The sequence below is a fragment of the Burkholderia sp. Z1 genome, assembly GCF_014893795.1.
GTDB classification, from domain to species: Bacteria; Pseudomonadota; Gammaproteobacteria; order Burkholderiales; family Burkholderiaceae; genus Burkholderia; species Burkholderia theae.
This window is the reverse complement of sequence record NZ_JACFYL010000002.1, coordinates 884,167-902,491: the sequence shown is the minus strand read 5'-3', so window position 1 is coordinate 902,491 and position 18,325 is coordinate 884,167. Positions and strand designations below refer to the sequence as shown.

The window sequence follows — 18,325 nt, the reverse complement described above, 5'->3', positions numbered from 1 at the left end:
AGAGATTGAAACGCTTCGGGTCTTTCCCGAAGGGTTGGATGAATCCTAGGGGAAATCCCGAGGTGCGTCAATCGAGCACATGCTCGACTTGACCAAGTCTGAAGAAATGCACGGCGCCGGCGGGTTACACTCGATTTCATCCCAATCCGCGCTACGGCGCCCGCCATCATGAGGATCTCAGTCAGCCGAACCGTCGGTGTCGATCGCAGACGCCTCTTCACGTGGTCGCAGGATTACGCGCGGCGGCTCGTGTGGGACAGCTTCCTCATCGACGCCTATCTGCTCGACAGCACGACGGCCGACGTCGGCGTCGACGCGTTCTGCCGCAGCCAGTCGGGCGCGACGATGGTGTCGCGCTACATCTCGTACCGTCCGCCGCAGGTCGCCGCCGTCGAAATGGTCGACGGGCCGAAGGTGCTCGAACGCTTCAGCGGCAGCTGGAACTTCACCGAACACACGCCGGGCACGACCGAGGTGAAATTCACGTACAACTTCCGCGCTCAGCCAACCTGGCTGCGCTGGCTGCTCGAACCGTTGATCGGCGCGTTCTATCTCGTGCAGACGCGCCGGCGTCTCGATTCGTTCAAGCGCTGGGCCGAAGCCGAAGCGCTGCCGCACTGACCGGCGCTGCCGCGGGCCGTGCGCCCGCGTGATCCGGCGTGCCCGCGCCACCTCCCCCCGAATGCGTTCGAACGCGCCACGGCCGCGCGACCGGGCATTTGCCAGATTCGCCGAACCCGGAGAAACTACGAGCGGCCGTCATTCCGACGGCGGGCCCTGACCGAGAGAACAGGGCTTTCCTCCCTGAAACGGCTTCGACACCAACAACATCCATGAGCCTGATATCCCGATTCTTTGGCCGCAAGGAAGAACCCGAGAACCCGGCCGCGCTGGTCGCCGCATCCGACACCGAAAATCCACTGAGCGTGACGGTCGTCTTCGACGGTCCGCTGCAGGTCGATATCGCGTCGCTGACGGCCGCGCTGCGTGCGTACCATCCGAGCATGCAGCAGGCGCGCGTCGAAACCGAGCCGACGCTGGAGCAGGTATTCGGGCTCGCCGGCTGGGGCAAGCACGTCGTCCGGCTGGTCGGCTTCGATGCGCGCTATCCGTCCGACGCGCTGGAAGCGTGCGTCGCGCCCGCCCACTACGGGCAGGACCTGAAGCAGCAGGTGCGCGCAAGCCGCAGCCACGTGATCCTGTACTACGCCGGACACGAACCCGATCCGCTCGACCAGTACGTCGCGCTGGCGGCCGTCGCCGGCGCGCTGGCCGAACAGAACGGCCTCGCGGTGCTGAACGAGCACGCGCACACGTCGTTGCCGGCCGGCGTCTTCAATGCGAAGGAACTCGGCGAAGAAAGCCTCGAAGTGCTGCGCGCGATCCCGCTGAACCTGTTCTTCTGCGGCTTCGTGAAATACGAGGTCGAAGGCGTCGAAGGCGTGTGGATGCGCACCTATGGCGCCGACGTGTTCGGCCTGCCCGATTTCGCCGCGCTCGCGCAAGGCCATCACGAGGGCGAACGCTATTCCGGCATCTTCAACAACGTGATGCACTACCTGCTCGAAAGCGGCGCGCGGATGCATGCGGGCGAAACGATGCAGGTCGGTTCGGAAACGTTCATGAGGCTGCGGGAACCGCTCGAACATGAGTACTACCTGCAGGGGCCCGCGCAGGTGCTGGTGGCCGAGCTGATCTCGGCGGACGAAATCAATCGCTGATCGCACCGTGATGCACGGCGCGCGGGTTCGACGCTTCGCGAACCGCGTGCGCCGCGGCGTCACATGACAGCGGCGTGACAGCCGCCGCCCTGCCCGACGAGGAGACATCCGTGTTCCGCATACGCGTTGGTTTCGCGCTGGCCGCTCTCAGCCTCTCATTGTCCGCCCACGCCGACAGCATCGACTGCACGCGCGCGAAGACGCGCACCGATCACCTGATTTGCGGCGACAAGGCGCTGGTATCGGCCGACAGCACACTGTCGAGCGCGTACTACGACGCGATTGGCATCGCCGCCGACCAGCCGGCCGTGATCCGGTCGCAACGCGCGTGGCTTGCACAGCGCGATGCGTGCGCCGATACCGCCTGCCTCGCTACCTCCTACCGCGACCGCACGGCTGCCCTGAAGCAGGTCAAGCATGCGGGCTGGAAAACCTATCGCGACCCGGCGCTCGGCATCTCGTTCGAATACCTCGCGAACCGGCAGGTGAAGAAGCCATGCCCGGCAATCGGCGGCGATCGCTGCGTCGCGATCGTCGGCCGCAACATGACCTACAGCAACTATTTCATCGCGTTCGAGATCGTCGACGGCGCATTGGAGCCGGTCGCGGAAAAGGAAGCCGGTTTCGAGAAGCAGGACGACGGCAAGTGGATGACGACTTACGGCCGCAGCGCTGCGCAGGAAGTCGAACGTTTCTCCGGCGCCGGCTGGCGCGGCATGCGCGCGACGATCACATGCGGCATCAGCGATCCGGAAACCGGCTTCCACGCGGCCGGCGGCGAATGCTACTGGGCCGTGCTGAGCAACGGCACGCGTTCGGCCGTCGCGAATACGCAGGGCATCGTCGGCACCGACGACGCGACGCTGCACAGCGTGTCGACGTTCCGGTTCGAACGCTGACGGGCATCGCGAAACGCGTGTCCGTCCGGGTACGAATCGACGAGCATGCCCCGCCGCAATGAAGTCTCGCTGTCCGGACGGCCGGCCGGCGCGCTAACGCGCTCCGTCCCGGCCCATCAGAAACGTTTCCGTACCGGAAGCGCGGTGCAACGTGACTTCCGTACCGGTCAGCCATCCTGACGATTTCAGGATCGGGCGCGCCACCGCGTATAGCCGATCGGCGCTGGGGCCATACAGATACAGATAACCGTCGTTGCCGTCGCGATGCAGCTCGGTCTCGCCGAGTTCGCCCGCCCCTGCCTGCTTCGCTGCGCGATCGAGCCGGCGCTCCAGCGCATGAAGCCGCGTCAGATCCTTCTCGTCGTAGTCGAAGTGGACCATCACGACCGGCCCGGGCGGCTTCGTCGGCAATTCCGCGGCAACGTGGCCGGCGAACAGCGTGGAGCCGAGCAACGCGGCAAATCGTATTCTTTTATGCATGGGAATAACCGGTGCGTAACGCTCGCTCAGGTCAATGCGTCGCCGCGCGCGACCTGCTGCCGGGCCTGCGCCTGCGTGCCGAGCGCGGCGGCGATCGCATCGACCGCATCGGCGGCGCGCGCCGCGCCGCACATGAACGCGTCGACGGCCGCGAAGCGATGCTCGGGCCACGTATGGATCGTGATGTGCGATTCGGCGAGCAGCACGACACCCGTCACGCCATGTTCGCCGCCGAAATGATGGAAATGCGCGCCGATCACGCGCGCGCCCGACTGTCGCGCCGCTTCGGTCAGGATCGTCTCGAGCCGTGCGGCGTCGCGCAGCAGCGCCGCGTCGATGCCGGCCAGGTCGGCCAGCACGTGCGAGCCGAGCGTCGCGCGCGGCGGCGCGATCCCGTCGCGCGCGGTCATTTGTGCGACCCGTACGACGAGTAACCGCTGCGGGCCGACGAACTGCCCCAGCCGCCGCCACCCGAACCGCTGCCGCCGATCGATGCGCAGCTGAACAACGTGACCACGATCAGGCCGTAGATGCCGTAGAGGATGTACCGGATCACGAGTTGCCCCCGTCCGACGCGAAACCCTTCCACAGCCATTCAGGCAGCCACAGCACCAGCAGGCCGATCAGCACGAAGACGGAGCGGCCGCTGAACGCGAACAGCGACCCCATGTTGAAGATCACGAGCAACACGCTGAACACGAGCGGCAGCGGCGAGAAACTGTGCGGGTTTTTCCCGCCGAACAGGCCCGTCGCTTCCTTCTCGCCGGCCGCGGCTGCAGCGGTCGCGAGCGCCGGCGTGCCGAAGCGTTCGCCGAGCGCGCTGGCCGACAACGGCCGCGCGCGCGACCAGACGATCTCCGCATCGCTGCGCTCGCGCGTCAGCTTGTCCTTCTGCCAGCCGTAATCGATGATCGACGTGCGATCGCCCACCTGCACGCGCCAGTTGAACGCACCGACCACGTAGACGACCTCCGAGTCGTACTCCTCGCGCAGGCGGTAGGTCTTGCCGCCGTCGGTCACGTCGGATTCGCTGCCGATCGTCGGCCATTGGTCGAGCACCTGCACGCGCTCCCAGCGCCCTTCGCTCTGCACGAGCCACAGGAAACCACGCTTCGGGTTCAGCAGCAGGTATTCGTCCCACGTCTCGGCATCGCCCGGCACGCGACAACGCATCATGCCGATCACCGTGTATTTCACGCCGTCGAACGTGCCGATCGCACCGAGCGCCAGCGCGCCCTTCACCGACTCGAGCTTGCGCTGCGCCGCGAATACGGTCTGCTGCTCGGCCGTGCACTGCACGCCCGCGTGGCAACTGCCGCACACGACGTAGTCGGCGACGTTCGGCGCATACGACAGCGGTGCGCCGCAGCTCGGGCACGCGAACGGCACCATCTCCGCGCCGCGCTTCTCACGCGTATCGGTCTCGGTGTCACGTAGCCCCGTGAACGCGAGCGCGTCGAATTCCAGCGCTTCGCCCGAATAAACGGCCGGGCTTCCGCCGTTCGAATCGGCGTCGGAATAGTCGTAGGTTGCGAACGCGTTGCCGGTCCGCAGGTCGACGACGCGCGCCTCCCAGCCGGCATCGACGCGGAACGGCAGTTCGCCGTCGCCGCCCGTGCATCGCGCGGTGCGCACATCCGACACAAGATAGGCGCGGCCGCCATGGTCGATCCGCATGCCCGGTTCGAGCGTGCCAAACGCGGGCCACGCGCCGCCCGACGCATCGTCGGGCTCGCGCACCGTGACCGCGTACTGGCCCGACGCATCCGACAGCCAGCCGAACGCGCCGTCGTCGAACACGACGTACCACTCGCTCCACGCGCCGGCGTCGTAGGTCATCTGGATGCGCCCGAGCACCGTGAACATGCGCTTGCCATAGCGCCCGGCCGTGCCGATCTGGATCGGCGACGCGTCGTCGAGCACCGTGGCCAGCTCGCCAATGCGCTCGACGTCGGCGCCGCGCTTGAGCAGCGTACTGCGGCAGGACGCGCAGACGGCCATCACCGCCGCCGCCGAGCGAAACTCGACCGGCGCGCCGCACTGGGGGCACGAAGTGCTGAACATGCGCGACGCTTACCGGGTGAGCTTCGCGAGGATCTCGACCTTCGCGCGCGAATATTCGTCTTCGGTCACGAGGCCCTTGTCGAACAACGCCTTCAACTGCTCGAGCCGCTGCACGTAGTCGGTACCGTCGGCCGGCGCAGCCGGCTGCGCAGCGGCTGCCGGTGCCGCGACGGGCGCGGCCGGTGCGGCGGCCGGCGCCGGTTGTGCGGCGCCCGCCATCTGGCCGGCCATCGCCTGCCCGATCACGGCACCCGCGGCGAGCCCCGCGCCGACACCGGCGATGCCGCCCGGGTTCTGCGCGGCAAGCGGAATCGCCTGCGCGGTCTGGTATTGCGTGGCGCGCGCGAGATCGCCGGCCATCCCCGCGCCGATCCGCAGGTCGAGCGCCTTCTGCAGCTCCGCCGGCAGCGACACGCTCTCGACCGCGAACGCATCGAGCGCGAGGCCATAACGCGTGAACACCGGCACCAGCGCCTCGGCGATGCGCTGCGACAGCAGCGACTGGTTCGCGGCCATGTCGACGAACGGCACGTCGGACGCGCCGAACGTCGTGCTCATCGCGGTGACCACCAGGTTGCGCAGTTGCTGTTCGAGATCGTCGACCGTGTACTGCGCACGCGTGCCGCTGACCTCGCGGTGGAACGCGCCCACGTCGACGATCCGGTACGAGTAGATGCCGAACGCGCGCACCTGGACGATGCCGAATTCGCGGTCGCGGATCGTCACCGGCTGCGCGGTGCCCCAGCGCCGGCCGAGCTGCAGCCGCGTGCTGAAGAAATAGACGTCCGACTTGAAAGGCGACTGAAAGAGTTTGTCCCAGTTCTTCAGGTACGTGAGCACCGGCAGCGTGTTCGTTTCCAGCGTATACAGCCCCGGCTGGAACACGTCGGCGACCTTGCCTTCGTTGACGAAGATCGCGACCTGCGTCTCGCGCACGGTCAGCTTGCCGCCGTAGCGGATTTCCTGGTCTTCCATCGGATAGCGCCAGGCCAGCACGCCGTCGGTGTCTTCCGTCCATTGCAGGACGTCGACGAACTGCTTGCGGATAAACGAACCCAGACTCATGTCGGTCTCCTCGGACGCGTGGCGGTCAGGTCAGGCAGGCGGCATTGATGATGCCGACGACGAGCGACGCGGTGCCCATCAGGCCGCCCATCGCGACGTTGCGATCCTCGATTGCATGATTCATGCCGGGCATCAGGCGCGTCAGCGCCGCATAGGTGATCAGCTGCACGGCCATCGCGCCGACGGCCCAGATCACGACTTCGCCGAGCGTCGAGTTGTGCGCGATGCTGGACGCGAGCGTCAGGCAGAAACCGATCAGCGCGCCGGCGAACGACAGCGTAGCCGCCGAGTTGCCGTCGCGGATCAGCGCCAGTTCGTCGAACGGAGTGACCTTCAGGTACACTGCCGCGAACACAAGAAGCAGCACGAACGCCGACAGTAAATGAACCGCATAAAGATAGGCACTATTCATTCTTTCCCTCGGATTTTGTGCTCGGTTCGCCGCCCCGTCGCCGGCCGGCCCGCACGGGGCCAGCAGACAAAAATCCGCGCCAGTATATCCACATTGCCGAACACTGCACAACGGACGCACCATGCTGCATAGGCGTGCGCTCGTCCTGTCGATCCTCGTGCTCGCGTCGTGCGGGCTCGGCTACGAACTGATCAGCAGCGCGCTGTCGAGCTACCTGCTCGGCGATTCGATCCTGCAGTTCTCGTCGGTGATCGGCTGCTACCTGTTCGCGATGGGGATCGGCTCGTGGCTCGCGAAGTTCGTCGAGGACGACGACGTGCTCGACCGCTTCGTCGACATCGAGCTGCTCGTCGGCCTGCTCGGCGGCGTGTCGGCCGCACTGCTGTTCGCGGTGTTCGCGTGGCTGGCCGCGCCGTTCCGCGCGGCGCTCTATGCGCTCGTGCTCGCGCTCGGCATGCTGATCGGGATGGAGATTCCGCTCGTGATGCGCGCGTTCCAGCAGCGGCGCCAGGCGTTCCGCCATACCGTCAGCGAGGTGCTGACCTTCGACTATCTCGGCTCGCTCGCCGTGTCGCTGATCTTCCCGCTCGTGCTCGCGCCGCGTCTCGGCCTGCTGCGCACGAGCTTCCTGTTCGGCATCCTGAACGCCTTCGTCGCGCTGTGGACCACGCACCTGTTCCGTGACGAGATCCGCAACGTGCGCGGCAAGCTGATGCGCGCGTCGCTCGTGATCGGGCTGCTGGTCGCCGGGTTCGCGCTGTCGGACCGCATCACGCACTGGGCCGAGCATGGCGTGTACGGCGACGAGACGATCTATTCGGAAACGACGCCGTACCAGCGCATCGTGCTCACGCAGTGGCACGACGACATGCGGCTGTACCTGAATGGCAACCTGCAGTTCTCGTCGCGCGACGAGCATCGTTATCACGAAGCGCTGATCCACCCGACGATCGACGCGCTGCCGTGGGCGAAGCACGTGCTCGTGCTCGGCGGCGGCGACGGCCTCGCGGTGCGCGAGCTGCTCAAGCACCGCAACCTCGAACAGATCACGCTCGTCGATCTCGATCCCGCGATGACGAAGCTGTTCTCGACGTCCGCGCCGCTCGTCAAGCTGAACCAGGGCTCGCTGAAGGATCCGCGCGTGCACGTGATCAACGACGACGCAGTGTGCTGGCTCGAATCGAACGCCGACGTGTACGACGCGATCGTCGTCGACTTCCCCGATCCGACCAACTTCGGGCTCGGCCGCCTGTATTCGGTGCCGGTGTTCCGGCTGCTCGCGCGCCACCTGTCGGAGAACGGCTATGCGGTGATCCAGTCGACGTCGCCGTATTTCGCGCCGCACGCGTACTGGACCATCATCGCAACGCTGCACGAAGCCGGGCTCAACACGTGGCCGTACCACTGCTACGTGCCGTCGTTCGGCGACTGGGGCTTCGTGATCGCCGGCAAGCGCCGCGACTTCACGGTGCCGACGCACTACTCGGTGCCCACGCGCTGGCTCGACGCGCAGACGGCCGCCGAGATGTTCCACTTCCCGGCCGACATGCCGGCGCTGCCGATGACGCCGAACGAACTCAACGACCAGCCGCTCGTGCGCCGCTTCGACGACGACTGGAAACACGTGCTGCGCTGATGGACCGCCGCACGTTCCTCGTCGCGTCGGCGGCCGCGTCGCTCGCCGCATGCGGCCGCACCGGCTGGATCGAGACGACGCCGCGCGTCGGCTACCCCGGCATGCGCGAAGGCCATGCGCTGCGCGACCATGCCACGCTGCCGCCGCCCTCCGGCACGATCGAGACGGACGTCGCGATCCTCGGCGCCGGCGCGGCCGGGCTGTCGTGCGCATGGCAGCTCGCGCGCGCGGGCCACACGCGCTTCGCGGTGCTCGCCGGCCCCGAGTTCGGCGGCAATGCGGCCGGCGGCCGCTTCGGCGATCTCGGCTATCCGAAAGGCGCGCACTACCTGCCGCTGCCGTCGCTCGAATCCGCGCATCTGCGCGACATGCTCGCCGATCTCGGCGTGATCGAATCCGCGCCGTTCTCCGCGCGCCCCGTGTACGACGAGCGTGTGCTCGTCCATGCGCCGGATGAACGGCTCTTCATCGCCGGGCAATGGCAGGACGGCATCGTGCCGACGGCCGGCCTCGACGCCCACGCGCTCGCGCAGCAGGCGCGCTTCTTCGCGTACACGGACGGGCTGCGCACCGCCCGCGGCGCCGACGGCCGCAAGGTGTTCTGCATCCCGATCGCGGAATCGTCGCGCGACCCGCGCTGGCGCGCGCTCGACCGGCGCTCGTTCCGCCAGTGGCTGCTCGACGAGGGCTACACCGCGAAGGCGCTGCACTGGTACCTGAACTACTGCTGCCGCGACGACTACGGCGCGGGATACGAGCATGTGTCCGCGTGGGCCGGCCTGCACTATTTCTCGTCGCGCGGCGGCCATGCGGGCGACGCGAGCGACGGCGCGGTGCTGACCTGGCCCGACGGGCTGCACACGATGGTGACGAAGCTGAGCGATTCGATCACCGCGCGCACCGGCTCGAATGCGTGGTCGCGGGACGGCTTCGCGGTGCGCGCGACCGAACGCGCGGGTGGCGTCGACGTGCTGTGCGCGCGTCTCGGCGACGACGGCGCGCTGTCGACGTTCACGCTGAAGGCGCGGCGCGTCGTGTGCGCGATGCCGCTGTTCGTCGCGGCGCACGTGTTTCCGCAGCTTTCCGCCTACGGCTTCGAACCCGCGCGCGACCTGCCGCCGCGCGCACCGTGGCTCGTGTCCAACTTCCTGCTCGACGGCATGCCGGCCGAAGCGGCGGGCGTGCCGCTTGCGTGGGACAACGTCGTCTACGACGGCGCGGGGCTCGGTTATGTCGTGTCGACGCACCAGCTGATCCGGATGTCGCCGCCGACGCGCTCGGTGTTCTCCGCGTATCAGGCGTTGAGCACACGCGCGCCGGACGACACGCGCCGCTGGCTCGCGCAGGCCGAGCCCGGCGCGTTGCGCGAACAGGCGGCGATCGACCTGCAGGCCGTCTACGGGCGCGAGCTGTGGAAGCACGCGACGGCGCTCGAGATCACCGTGCGCGGCCACGCGATGGCGACGCCCGACGTCGGTTTCCTGAGCCGGCCGGGGCTGCTTGCGCTGCGCGACGCCGACGGCCCCGTCGTGTTCGCGCATGCCGACCTGTCCGGGCTGTCGCTGTTCGAGGAAGCGTCATACTGGGGCATGCTCGCGGCCCGGCGCGTGCTCGCCTGAGCACCGCCTTCCGGCCGGCGCAGCGGCCGCCGATTCGTCATTGCGACGACGCCGCCACCCGCTATAATCGCGCGACATTCCGACTGCATTGAGCAGGCCGACGGTGCCGTCCCGTTCGACGCGCCGCATGCCCTCCTCGACAACAACAATGACGAACCGAACCCTCCGACGCATTCGCCCGTTCGTGCGCACCGCCGCGCGTGTGCTTGCCTGCGCCCCGCTGCTCGGCGCGCCGCTGGCGCTGCACGCAGCCGACGCCGCAGCCCCCGGCGCCGAACCCGCATCCGGGCGCTATATCGTCGTCGACACCGGCCATACGCCCGCTCACCCGGGTTCCACCGGCGCGAGCGGCCGCGTCGAATACCTGTACAACCTCGATCTGTCCGCAGCAGTTGCTGAAAAGCTCGCCGCGCACGGCGACCGCGTGCTGCGCACGTCGGCCGACGGCCGCGAGATCGCGCTCGACCAGCGTTCGACACAGGCGCCCGACGCAAACCTGTTCGTGTCGATCCATCACGACTCGATGCAACAGCAGTTCATCGACGCGGGCCGCCAACGCGAATTCCGCGGCTTCTCCGTGTTCGTGTCGGAGCGCAATCCGCACTATGCGGAAAGCCTGCGTTGCGCAAAGGCGATTGCCGAGCGGCTGGTCGCGGCCGGCGAGCGTCCGTCGCTGTATCACGCGCAGCCGATCCGCGGCGAGAATCGCCCGCTGATCGACCCGCAACTCGGCATCCACCGCTTCGACGATCTCGTCGTGCTGCGCACCGCGCCGATTCCGGCCGTGCTCGTCGAGGCCGGCGTGATCGTCAATCCCGACGAAGAAGCGCGGCTCGCGCGGCGCGAGACGATCCAGCGCCTGTCTACCGCGATCGCCGGCGGGATCGACGCGTGTACGGTGCCGAAGTGACGGCATCGCCCCTCGGGCTCAACGGTTTTCACCCAGTCAGGAGCATCGCAATGAAAAAGAAGAATCTGTTCGCATCCTGCGCGCTGCTCGCGCTTGCCGTTCCGTTCACCGCGCACGCGGCCGGCTGCGCGAAGCCGCACAGCGCGTTCGACCAGGTGTACTGCACCAGCACGCAGTTCTCGCAGAGCGACCGCGAACTCAACGACGAGTACGGCCGCCTGCGCAAGCAACTGAGCGGCGACCAGCAGGCAACGCTGAAGGCCGGCCAGCTCGCGTGGCTGAAGCAGCGCGATGCGCAGTGCAGCGAGACGCGCAACAACAGCTACCTCGTGGATATCCAGTGCGCGAACGACATGACGCAGTCGCGGCTGTCGTTCCTGCGCGAGCGTGAGCGTGAATGCACGAGCACGGGGTGCGTGGCGTCGAAGCTCGGGGAGTAAGGTCTTCGCACGTGCCGTGCCGTGAAACGTTTCGCGGCGCGGCGCGTCAGCCCCACGAAGGGAACGGCGATGCGACATGAATTCTCCGAAGTCCTCAACGACCTGGTCGACTACTTCCTCGTCGGCGATGTTCTGCTGCTGAAACGCTACAAGGAACAGCACGGGCTGTCGGACAACGTCGCATCCGAGTTCACGTCGAACGACAGCGGCGACAACGCCGTGCTGGAAGGTGTCGTGATTCCGCTGGCCGGCATCGAGAATCATCCGTACACGGTCATCTTCACGCTGGACGACGACACGCCCGAATTGCTGAAGACGGGAAGCCGCCTGCAGCATCGGCGTGGTGGCTACGTGCTGCGCGTCGAGCATCGTTCGATCATGCTTTATACGTGGCGCATTCTCGAACGCTTCAACGACGAGACGGTGAACGCGTTGCTCGCGCGTTACCGCGAACCGGGCAGGCCCGTCATCGAAATCGAGAACGGCTGGTACGACGTCGAAATTCTCGGCGGAGAAATTCCGCGCAATGGCTGGTTCGAGCCTGCGTTCGAATTCGTGCTGAAAAGAACCGACGAACCGCAAGATGCGTCGCACGTGGATATCGGCTACAGCTTCGCGATCGACAGCAGTTCGGATCGGGTGAATTGATCCGGACACGGCAACGCAACAGCAACCGATCAGGCGGATCACGCATGGCACCGAACACGATGACGATCGACATCCGCGCTGCCGCGCCCGCCGACGCCGCGACCATCGCCAGCATCCACGTCGCGTCATGGCAGGCAACCTACACGGGCATCATGCCGGCCCCGTTCCTCGCCGGTCTGTCGGTCGAAAAGCGCACGGCCGCCTGGCGCCATGCGCTCGATGCCGGTCGGCCGCGCGTCGCGCTCGCGTTCACGGACAACGAGCCGACGGGCTGGATCGCATACGGTCCGACACGCGACCCCGACAAGGATCGCACCTGGGGTGAAATCGAAGCGATCTATCTGCATCCGTCGCATTGCGGGCAACGCATCGGCGCGGCGCTGGTCGACCATGCGTGCCGATCGCTGCACGACGCGGGCCACGCATGGGTGTCGCTCTGGGTGCTGATCGAAAACCGTCGTGCACGGGCGTTCTATGAACGCGAGGGTTTCGTCGCGGAAGACGACATCAAGACGTTCGAGATCGACGGTACGCCAATCGAGGAGGTGCGCTATTGGCGCGCACTGCCGAAGCAATCCTCACGACTGAATAGTTAGCCCCGCCTCCAAACGCAACTGCATCATCCGCACCAACTCGCGGATCTTCGCGTTGACGGAATTGCGGCTCGCATAAGCGGCAAGCAGTTCCAGCGGCGCCGGTGCCATCTCCAGCGGCACGCGCAGCAACCGCCCGTCAGCAAGCTCGGCCGCGCACGCACGCTCGACGAGAATCGCGAAGCCGATTCCGTTCAGCGCCGCCAATCCCGCCATCTCGCCGCTATTGACGCGATACCGGCTCGCGACCGGAATCTTGTGAATCCGCCCGTCGCGATCGGCGAACTGCCATGGCTGCCCTTTCAGCGTGCTCAACGTCGTGATGCACGGCAATTGCCTGAGCTGTTCCGTCCGGGTCGGCGTCCCGGTCCGGGCGACGAGCGACGGCGCAGCCACGACGACGCTCGGCAAACACGCGAGCGGCCTGACGACGAACGCGCTGTCGTCCAGCTTCCCGCGATTGACGATGATCGACAGGTCGATGTCGTCGCGCAACGTCGATATGCCCGCGAGGCTGGTATCGCAGTCGATTTCGACGCGCGGATGGCGGCTTGCGAATTCCGCGATGATCGGCCCGAGCATGCGCGGCCCGATTTCGCCGGGCACGCAGAGCTTCAGCACGCCACGCAACTCCGTTTGCTGCGAGGTCAGCTCGGATTCGGCCAGCGTCAGCGCATCGAGCATCGGCCTCGCGCGCTCGTGCAGCAGGCGCCCGGCCTCGGTCATCCGAAGGTGCCGCGTGCTGCGCTCCAGCAACCTCACACCGAGCCTCGACTCCAGTTGTGCCACATGGCGGCTCACGTTGGAACCCGGCAACGCAAGCGCACGCGCGGCACCCGCAAAGCTGCCCTCGTCGACGACCGACACGAACACGCGCACCGCATTCAGATCCAGCTTGCTACGCATCATTATCCCGTTTGAGGTATCAAAGCCCGCCATTTTTCATGGCTTATCCCGCCAGACACCGTAATTTACGATGCTCGTCCCGTCAATGCGACGCCGAAGCGCGAACCCGCGACCCAGCGAGCGCTCGCACGACAATACGGAAGGAGTGTCATGGATATTGCAATTCTGGGTGCCGGCGTCGCCGGCATGAGCACCGCACTCGCGCTTGCCGGGCGCGGGCACCGGATCCGTCTGTACGAACGCCGGCTATCCGACTCGACGATGGGTGCGGGCGTGGTGCTGTGGCCGAATGCCGGTTTCGTGCTGGCGCAGCTCGGCATCCTGCCGGACATCGTCGAGGTCAGCGGCCACCTGCGCGCGATGCGGTGCATCGACCGGCACGGCAACCCGTTCAAGCTCACCGATATCCGCCAACTCGACCGCCGCATGGGTTTTCCGACGCGCTCGATCCTGCGGCGCGACCTGCAGGCCGTGCTCGCGCGACACGTGGCCGCGCGCGGCATCGAAGTCTGCTTCGGCCACTGCGCAACGGCCATCGACACCGGGCCGGACGGCCGCGCCGTCGTTCGTTTCGACAACGGCACGGCGATCGCGCCCGATCTCGTGATCGGCGCGGACGGCCGCATGAACTCCGTCGCGCGACGCCATGTCGTCGGCAGCAACACGCCGGTCTATCAAGGATTCGTCAACTGGATCGGCGTCGCGCAGAGCGACGCGCCGCTCGTCGATGAAGTGTCGATATTCGACTACTGGGGCACACGCGAACGGTTCGGTATCGTCGCGATCGATCGGCAGCGCGTGTACTGGGCCGCGGCACGGTCCGAAGCCGACGGCGACGGCGACGGCGACGGCAACGACACGGTGCAAGGCGATCCGGGGCCGATGCTGAAACGGCTATTCGATGCGTGGCCTGCACCCATCGCGGACGTGATGCGCGCGACGCCGCCGAACACGATCGCAAAGATTCGCGTGCACGATCTCGATCCGGTCGACGTGTGGCACCGTGGCAATGTGCTGCTGATCGGCGATGCCGCGCATGCGCCCTTGCCCACCTCAGGACAAGGTGCATGCCAGGCACTCGAAGATGCGTGGCACCTCGCCCGTTGTCTCGACGAGCACGGGGAAGGCAACGGCAGCGACCTCGACGCAGCACTCGCGTCGTTCACGATGCGACGCAGCCTGAAAACCACGGCGATCACCCTGCGTGCCCGCGATTTCGCCCACCGGCTATTCGGCAACGACACGCACGAAAGCGCACGGCAGGTCGATCCGCTTGCCGAAATCGACTCCCTGGCGCACGCGTGGGGCGCGAACCTGCCGTTGGAGCAGATGCGCGATCGATAGGACTCGCAGGCGGCGGCATGCAATCACAGAAACCACCGATACTCCCGCGCGCCGATCTCGTTGCGAAAATCCAGCTCCTCCTGCCGCTTGTTCTCGCAATAGACCATCACGAACTCGCTGCCGAGCCCTTCGCGCACGGCCGGATGATCCTGCATCGCCGCGACCGATGACAGCATCTCCTTCGGAAAATCGATCCCGCTGCCGCGATCCTCGTTGAGCGGCGCGATCGGTTCGATCCGTGCATCGAGTCCGTGCTCCATCCCGGAAAGGATCGCCGCGAGCACCAGATACGGATTCGCATCCGCGCTGGCGAGCCGGTGCTCGATCCGCAGGTTGCGCGCATCCGACTCGGGAATCCGGATGCACGCATCGCGATCCTCGAAGCCCCAGCTCGCGCGGCTCGCCGCATTCACCATCGATCCGTAGCGCCGGAACGCATTGTGATTCGGCGCGAACACCGGCATGCAATGCGGCAGCAGCGCGAGACATCCGGCCACCGCGTGCCGCAGCGGGCGCTGCCCGTCCGCCGCGAGCAGGTTGCGCCCCGCGTCGTCGTACAGGCTCACGTGCACGTGCATCCCGCTGCCCGGCGCATGCAGGTACGGCTTGCCCATGAAACTCGCGCGATAGCCGTGCTGCAGAGCGACGCCGCGCGTGCTGCGACAGAACAGTGCCGACCAGTCGGCCGCGCGCAGCGCGTCGTCGGTGTGGCCGAAATTGATTTCGAACTGGCCAGGCCCGAGCTCGGCCGTGATCACCGTCGCGTCGACGCCCTGCTCGCACGCGGCCTCGACCATCTCGTGCAGCACGTCGGAGAAGCGCGACAGGCGCTCGATATGCATGTTCGGCTGATCGTCGCGGTCGTCGCTCAGGCGGTCGCGCGGATACTGCGGCATCCCTTCCGCGAGTTGCGCGGCGAACAGGTAGAACTCGAGCTCGAACGCGACGACCGGCCGGATGCCGCGCGCCGCGAAGCGCCGCAGCACGCGCGCCAGCACCTCGCGTGGTTCGAACTCGATCGGCGCATCGGTGCCGTCGGAGCTGATCAGCATCTGTGCGAGCGGCTGCCGCTCCCAGCGCACGGGCTTCAGCGTGCCGGGGATCAGCCGGCGCGGCGCATCGGGGTCGCCGTCGTTGAAGCAGTAGTCGCCGATCTTGTACAGGCCGCCCTGCGTGCCGAGCAGCACGCAATTCTGCGGCAGCTTCAGCAACGAGCCCGACGCGACCTTCTCGAGCGCGTCGATCGGGTAGCGCTTTCCGTAGAAATGCCCGGGCAGGTCGAGGCAGATCAGGTCGACATAACGGATCTCGGGGTGCGCCTGCCGGAATGCGCGGACTTCACCGACCAGCGCGGGAACGACGTCAGCCATGTCTCATCCTTTCCATGTCTTGTATGGCGGTGCCGCAACGCGGCGAACCGGATTCATGCGGTACGCGGAACAACGCAGCCGCATTTAAATCAGTACTGCAAACAGGCTGCGAGGTGCGGCGGCCTGCAACGCCGCCCGCCCCGCTACAACTCAGGTGAATACCCAGATCACGCGCGTCGGCGCGTCGGTCAGGTTGGCGTAACGGAAGCGCCGGTGCGCGGGAAGCTGGAACGCATCGTTCGGGCCCAGCGTGACGGGCGTGTCGTCGCCGTCGATCCAGATCGTCAGTTCTCCTTCGAGCACGAAACCGCCCTGCTCGTCGCTGTCGTCGACGGGCCGCTCGCCGCTGCTCGCGCCGGGCGCGAGATGGCTTTCGAGAATCGAGAAGCGCGAGCGCATGTTCGGCGACACGAGGATGTCGGTAATGCCGGCCGCGTAATACACGGTGCGCCGCTCGTCGGGCCGCGTGACCCACGGCACGCTGCGCGGCTTGCTCAGGCTGTAGAAATACGTGGTCGGCACGCCGAGCGCCTCGCCGATCGCAGTGAGATCCGCGACCGTCGGGCGCGACAGCCCGCGCTCGACCTGCGACAGAAAGCCAACCGAGCGGCCGATCCGCTCGGCAAGGTCGTTCAGCGTGACCTTGCGATGCTTGCGCAGGTCGCGGATCAGGATCGCCAGACTTTCTATCTCTTCCTGTTCGTTCATGATGGGTTCCGGTGCGGTCAGACGGTATCGCGCAAACGGTACCAAACCTTGCCCAGCGCTTCCAGCGGCGCGGCGAGCCGGTCGCCGCCGGGAAAGCGCGGATTGCGGATGCGCTGGTATTGCGCGAGCAGGCGCTCGTCGCCGAGCACGGCGTCGGCGACCGCGCGCGCACCGGCGAGCGTCGGCAGCACGCCGTGCCCCGAGAAGCCTTGCAGCCAGAAACGCTGCCCATGGCAGCCGATGTCCGGCGTGCGGCGCATGCTGATGTCGATATGGCCGCCCCACGCGTAATCGAGCGGCACGCCGGCCAGTTGCGGGAATGCACGTTCGAGGTGCGGACGCGTCGCCGCCGCGATATCGGCCGGGATGCCGCCGAGATACGTGCAGCCGCCGCCGAACAGCAGCCGGTTGTCGGGGCTCAGGCGGAAGTAGTCGGGCACGAACTGGTTGTCGATCACGCAGCTGTTCTGCGGCAGCAGCGAACGCGCGACGTCCGGCGCGAGCGGCGCGGTCGCCACCTGATACGTGCCGACCGGCAGCAGCCGGCGCGCCAGATCGCGATCGAGCCGGTCGACGTACGCGTTGCAGGCCAGCACGAGCACGTCCGCGCGCACTTCGCCGCGCGCCGTGCGGGCGACGTGACCGCCAGGCGTCTCGCGGCAGTCGAGCACGCGGCTCTGCTCGAAGATACGGCCGCCCGCGCGCTCGATCGTCTGTGCGAGGCCGAGCGCGAGCTTCAGCGGATTCAGGTGGCCGGCCTCGGGATCGTGGAGCGCCGCGAGATAACGCCCGCCGCCGATCCACGCCGGCATTTCGGCCCGCTCGATCACGCGCAGCCGGTCGTAGCCCCAGCGCTCGGCGGCCTCGTCGCGGGCCTGCGCGAGCATCGCGACGCGCCGCGGCCGCACCGCCGCCCACAGGCTGCCGGGCCGGTAATCGATGTCGAAACCGTGCCGCCCGGGCAATTCGCGCACCTCGGCCGCGGCCCAGCGCATGCTGTCCCACAGCAGGCGTGCGCCGTCGCGGCCGAGCGCATCCTCGAGCGGCTGCATGTCGCACGACCAGCCGAGCAGCGCCTGCCCGCCATTGCGGCCCGACGCCGCCCACGCGACGCGGCTCGCCTCGAGCACGACCACGCGCTTGCCGGCGAGCGCGAGACGCAACGCCGTATGCAGCCCGCTGAAGCCGGCGCCGACGACGAGCACGTCGGCGTCGATGCGTTCGTCCAGCTCCGGACGACGCGGGATCGGCGCCGGATAGGTGCCGGCGTAGTAGCTTGCGACGTGACGGTCGGACTGCACGAACATGCGGACTCCGGTGAAATTCACCTCGCTAAATTTCATGAAAAATTAGCACGTCAATTTCACTGAGGCAAGCGCGCGGAAAAACGGCGCAGCGACGGGGATCCCGCATACGGCTATCGGCTCGCAATCGAAGCAAGGTACCTCAGAACCGCCCCTGTTCGACCATCAGCCACTAGGGTTGCGCTCTATGCTGATCTGATTTCTCT

At 67.1% G+C, this 18,325-nt stretch carries 20 protein-coding genes; 10 read left to right on the top strand and 10 right to left on the bottom strand.

Annotated elements, in window-relative coordinates:
- Positions 1–168: 168 nt before the first annotated feature.
- The 3 genes from H3H55_RS21110 (at position 169) to H3H55_RS21100 (ending at position 2,620) form a co-directional block, all read left to right on the top strand.
- Positions 169–621, top strand: coding sequence for a type II toxin-antitoxin system RatA family toxin (locus tag H3H55_RS21110; protein ID WP_193100065.1), 453 nt, complete (start codon positions 169–171; stop codon positions 619–621).
- 212 nt (positions 622–833) lie between these two features.
- Entirely contained in the window at positions 834–1,721 is an 888-nt protein-coding gene (locus H3H55_RS21105) for a DUF4261 domain-containing protein (RefSeq protein ID WP_193100064.1), read from the top strand.
- Between the two features lie 110 nt (positions 1,722–1,831).
- Positions 1,832–2,620, top strand: coding sequence for a lysozyme inhibitor LprI family protein (locus H3H55_RS21100; protein WP_193100063.1), 789 nt, complete (start codon positions 1,832–1,834; stop codon positions 2,618–2,620).
- A 93-nt stretch (positions 2,621–2,713) separates the two neighbouring features.
- Here the strand turns inward: H3H55_RS21100 and H3H55_RS21095 are convergent, their stop codons facing one another.
- The 6 genes from H3H55_RS21095 to H3H55_RS21070 are packed head-to-tail and all read right to left on the bottom strand — an operon-like array spanning position 2,714 to position 6,641.
- Positions 2,714–3,100, bottom strand: coding sequence for a hypothetical protein (locus H3H55_RS21095; protein WP_193100062.1), 387 nt, complete (start codon positions 3,098–3,100; stop codon positions 2,714–2,716).
- Between the two features lie 26 nt (positions 3,101–3,126).
- A complete protein-coding gene (speD, locus tag H3H55_RS21090; protein WP_048245558.1) occupies positions 3,127–3,510 on the bottom strand; it encodes an adenosylmethionine decarboxylase in 384 nt (127 codons plus the stop codon).
- Positions 3,507–3,656 (bottom strand): hypothetical protein, encoded by a 150-nt coding sequence (locus tag H3H55_RS21085; protein WP_155630549.1) that lies wholly within the window; start codon positions 3,654–3,656, stop codon positions 3,507–3,509. The genes speD and H3H55_RS21085 overlap by 4 nt, the downstream gene beginning before the upstream one ends.
- Positions 3,653–5,164: a DUF4178 domain-containing protein gene (locus H3H55_RS21080; protein ID WP_193100061.1), complete on the bottom strand. Its 1,512-nt coding sequence runs from the start codon at positions 5,162–5,164 to the stop codon at positions 3,653–3,655. Before H3H55_RS21080 ends, H3H55_RS21085 begins: the two co-directional genes overlap by 4 nt.
- Positions 5,165–5,173: 9 nt before the next feature.
- Positions 5,174–6,229: an SPFH domain-containing protein gene (locus tag H3H55_RS21075; RefSeq protein WP_193100060.1), complete on the bottom strand. Its 1,056-nt coding sequence runs from the start codon at positions 6,227–6,229 to the stop codon at positions 5,174–5,176.
- Positions 6,230–6,254: 25 nt separating this feature from the next.
- Positions 6,255–6,641 carry a DUF350 domain-containing protein gene (locus H3H55_RS21070; RefSeq protein ID WP_193100059.1) on the bottom strand — a complete coding sequence of 129 codons (387 nt, stop codon included), beginning with the start codon at positions 6,639–6,641 and terminating at the stop codon, positions 6,255–6,257.
- Between the two features lie 121 nt (positions 6,642–6,762).
- Between H3H55_RS21070 and H3H55_RS21065 the strand changes: the two genes are divergently transcribed.
- The 6 genes from H3H55_RS21065 to H3H55_RS21040 all read left to right on the top strand — a co-directional run bounded on the left by H3H55_RS21065 (position 6,763) and on the right by H3H55_RS21040 (position 12,490).
- Positions 6,763–8,277, top strand: coding sequence for a polyamine aminopropyltransferase (locus H3H55_RS21065; RefSeq protein ID WP_193100058.1), 1,515 nt, complete (start codon positions 6,763–6,765; stop codon positions 8,275–8,277).
- Positions 8,277–9,896, top strand: a complete 1,620-nt coding sequence (locus H3H55_RS21060) for an NAD(P)/FAD-dependent oxidoreductase (protein WP_193100057.1) — start codon at positions 8,277–8,279, stop codon at positions 9,894–9,896. Before H3H55_RS21065 ends, H3H55_RS21060 begins: the two co-directional genes overlap by 1 nt.
- Positions 9,897–10,044: 148 nt before the next feature.
- Positions 10,045–10,806, top strand: coding sequence for an N-acetylmuramoyl-L-alanine amidase family protein (locus H3H55_RS21055; protein WP_193100056.1), 762 nt, complete (start codon positions 10,045–10,047; stop codon positions 10,804–10,806).
- A 50-nt stretch (positions 10,807–10,856) separates the two neighbouring features.
- Complete coding sequence (locus tag H3H55_RS21050; RefSeq protein WP_193100055.1) at positions 10,857–11,246, top strand: lysozyme inhibitor LprI family protein; 390 nt, start codon at positions 10,857–10,859, stop codon at positions 11,244–11,246.
- Between the two features lie 69 nt (positions 11,247–11,315).
- Positions 11,316–11,894: a hypothetical protein gene (locus tag H3H55_RS21045; RefSeq protein WP_193100054.1), complete on the top strand. Its 579-nt coding sequence runs from the start codon at positions 11,316–11,318 to the stop codon at positions 11,892–11,894.
- 44 nt (positions 11,895–11,938) lie between these two features.
- Entirely contained in the window at positions 11,939–12,490 is a 552-nt protein-coding gene (locus H3H55_RS21040) for a GNAT family N-acetyltransferase (protein ID WP_193100053.1), read from the top strand.
- On the opposite strand, the gene H3H55_RS21035 is transcribed toward H3H55_RS21040, so the two are convergent.
- Positions 12,473–13,393 carry a LysR family transcriptional regulator gene (locus H3H55_RS21035; protein WP_193100052.1) on the bottom strand — a complete coding sequence of 307 codons (921 nt, stop codon included), beginning with the start codon at positions 13,391–13,393 and terminating at the stop codon, positions 12,473–12,475. The genes H3H55_RS21040 and H3H55_RS21035 overlap by 18 nt on opposite strands.
- 150 nt (positions 13,394–13,543) lie before the next feature.
- Between H3H55_RS21035 and H3H55_RS21030 the strand changes: the two genes are divergently transcribed.
- Positions 13,544–14,737, top strand: a complete 1,194-nt coding sequence (locus H3H55_RS21030) for an FAD-dependent oxidoreductase (protein WP_193100051.1) — start codon at positions 13,544–13,546, stop codon at positions 14,735–14,737.
- Positions 14,738–14,760: 23 nt separating this feature from the next.
- On the opposite strand, the gene H3H55_RS21025 is transcribed toward H3H55_RS21030, so the two are convergent.
- From H3H55_RS21025 to H3H55_RS21015, 3 genes are all read right to left on the bottom strand, one after another.
- Positions 14,761–16,107, bottom strand: coding sequence for a glutamine synthetase family protein (locus H3H55_RS21025; RefSeq protein ID WP_193100050.1), 1,347 nt, complete (start codon positions 16,105–16,107; stop codon positions 14,761–14,763).
- Between the two features lie 150 nt (positions 16,108–16,257).
- The gene (locus tag H3H55_RS21020; RefSeq protein WP_048245547.1) at positions 16,258–16,815 is read right to left on the bottom strand and encodes a helix-turn-helix domain-containing protein; all 558 of its coding nucleotides are present in this window, start codon (positions 16,813–16,815) and stop codon (positions 16,258–16,260) included.
- A gap of 17 nt (positions 16,816–16,832) precedes the next feature.
- Positions 16,833–18,122 (bottom strand): NAD(P)/FAD-dependent oxidoreductase, encoded by a 1,290-nt coding sequence (locus H3H55_RS21015; RefSeq protein WP_193100049.1) that lies wholly within the window; start codon positions 18,120–18,122, stop codon positions 16,833–16,835.
- Between the last annotated feature and the right edge of the window lie 203 nt (positions 18,123–18,325).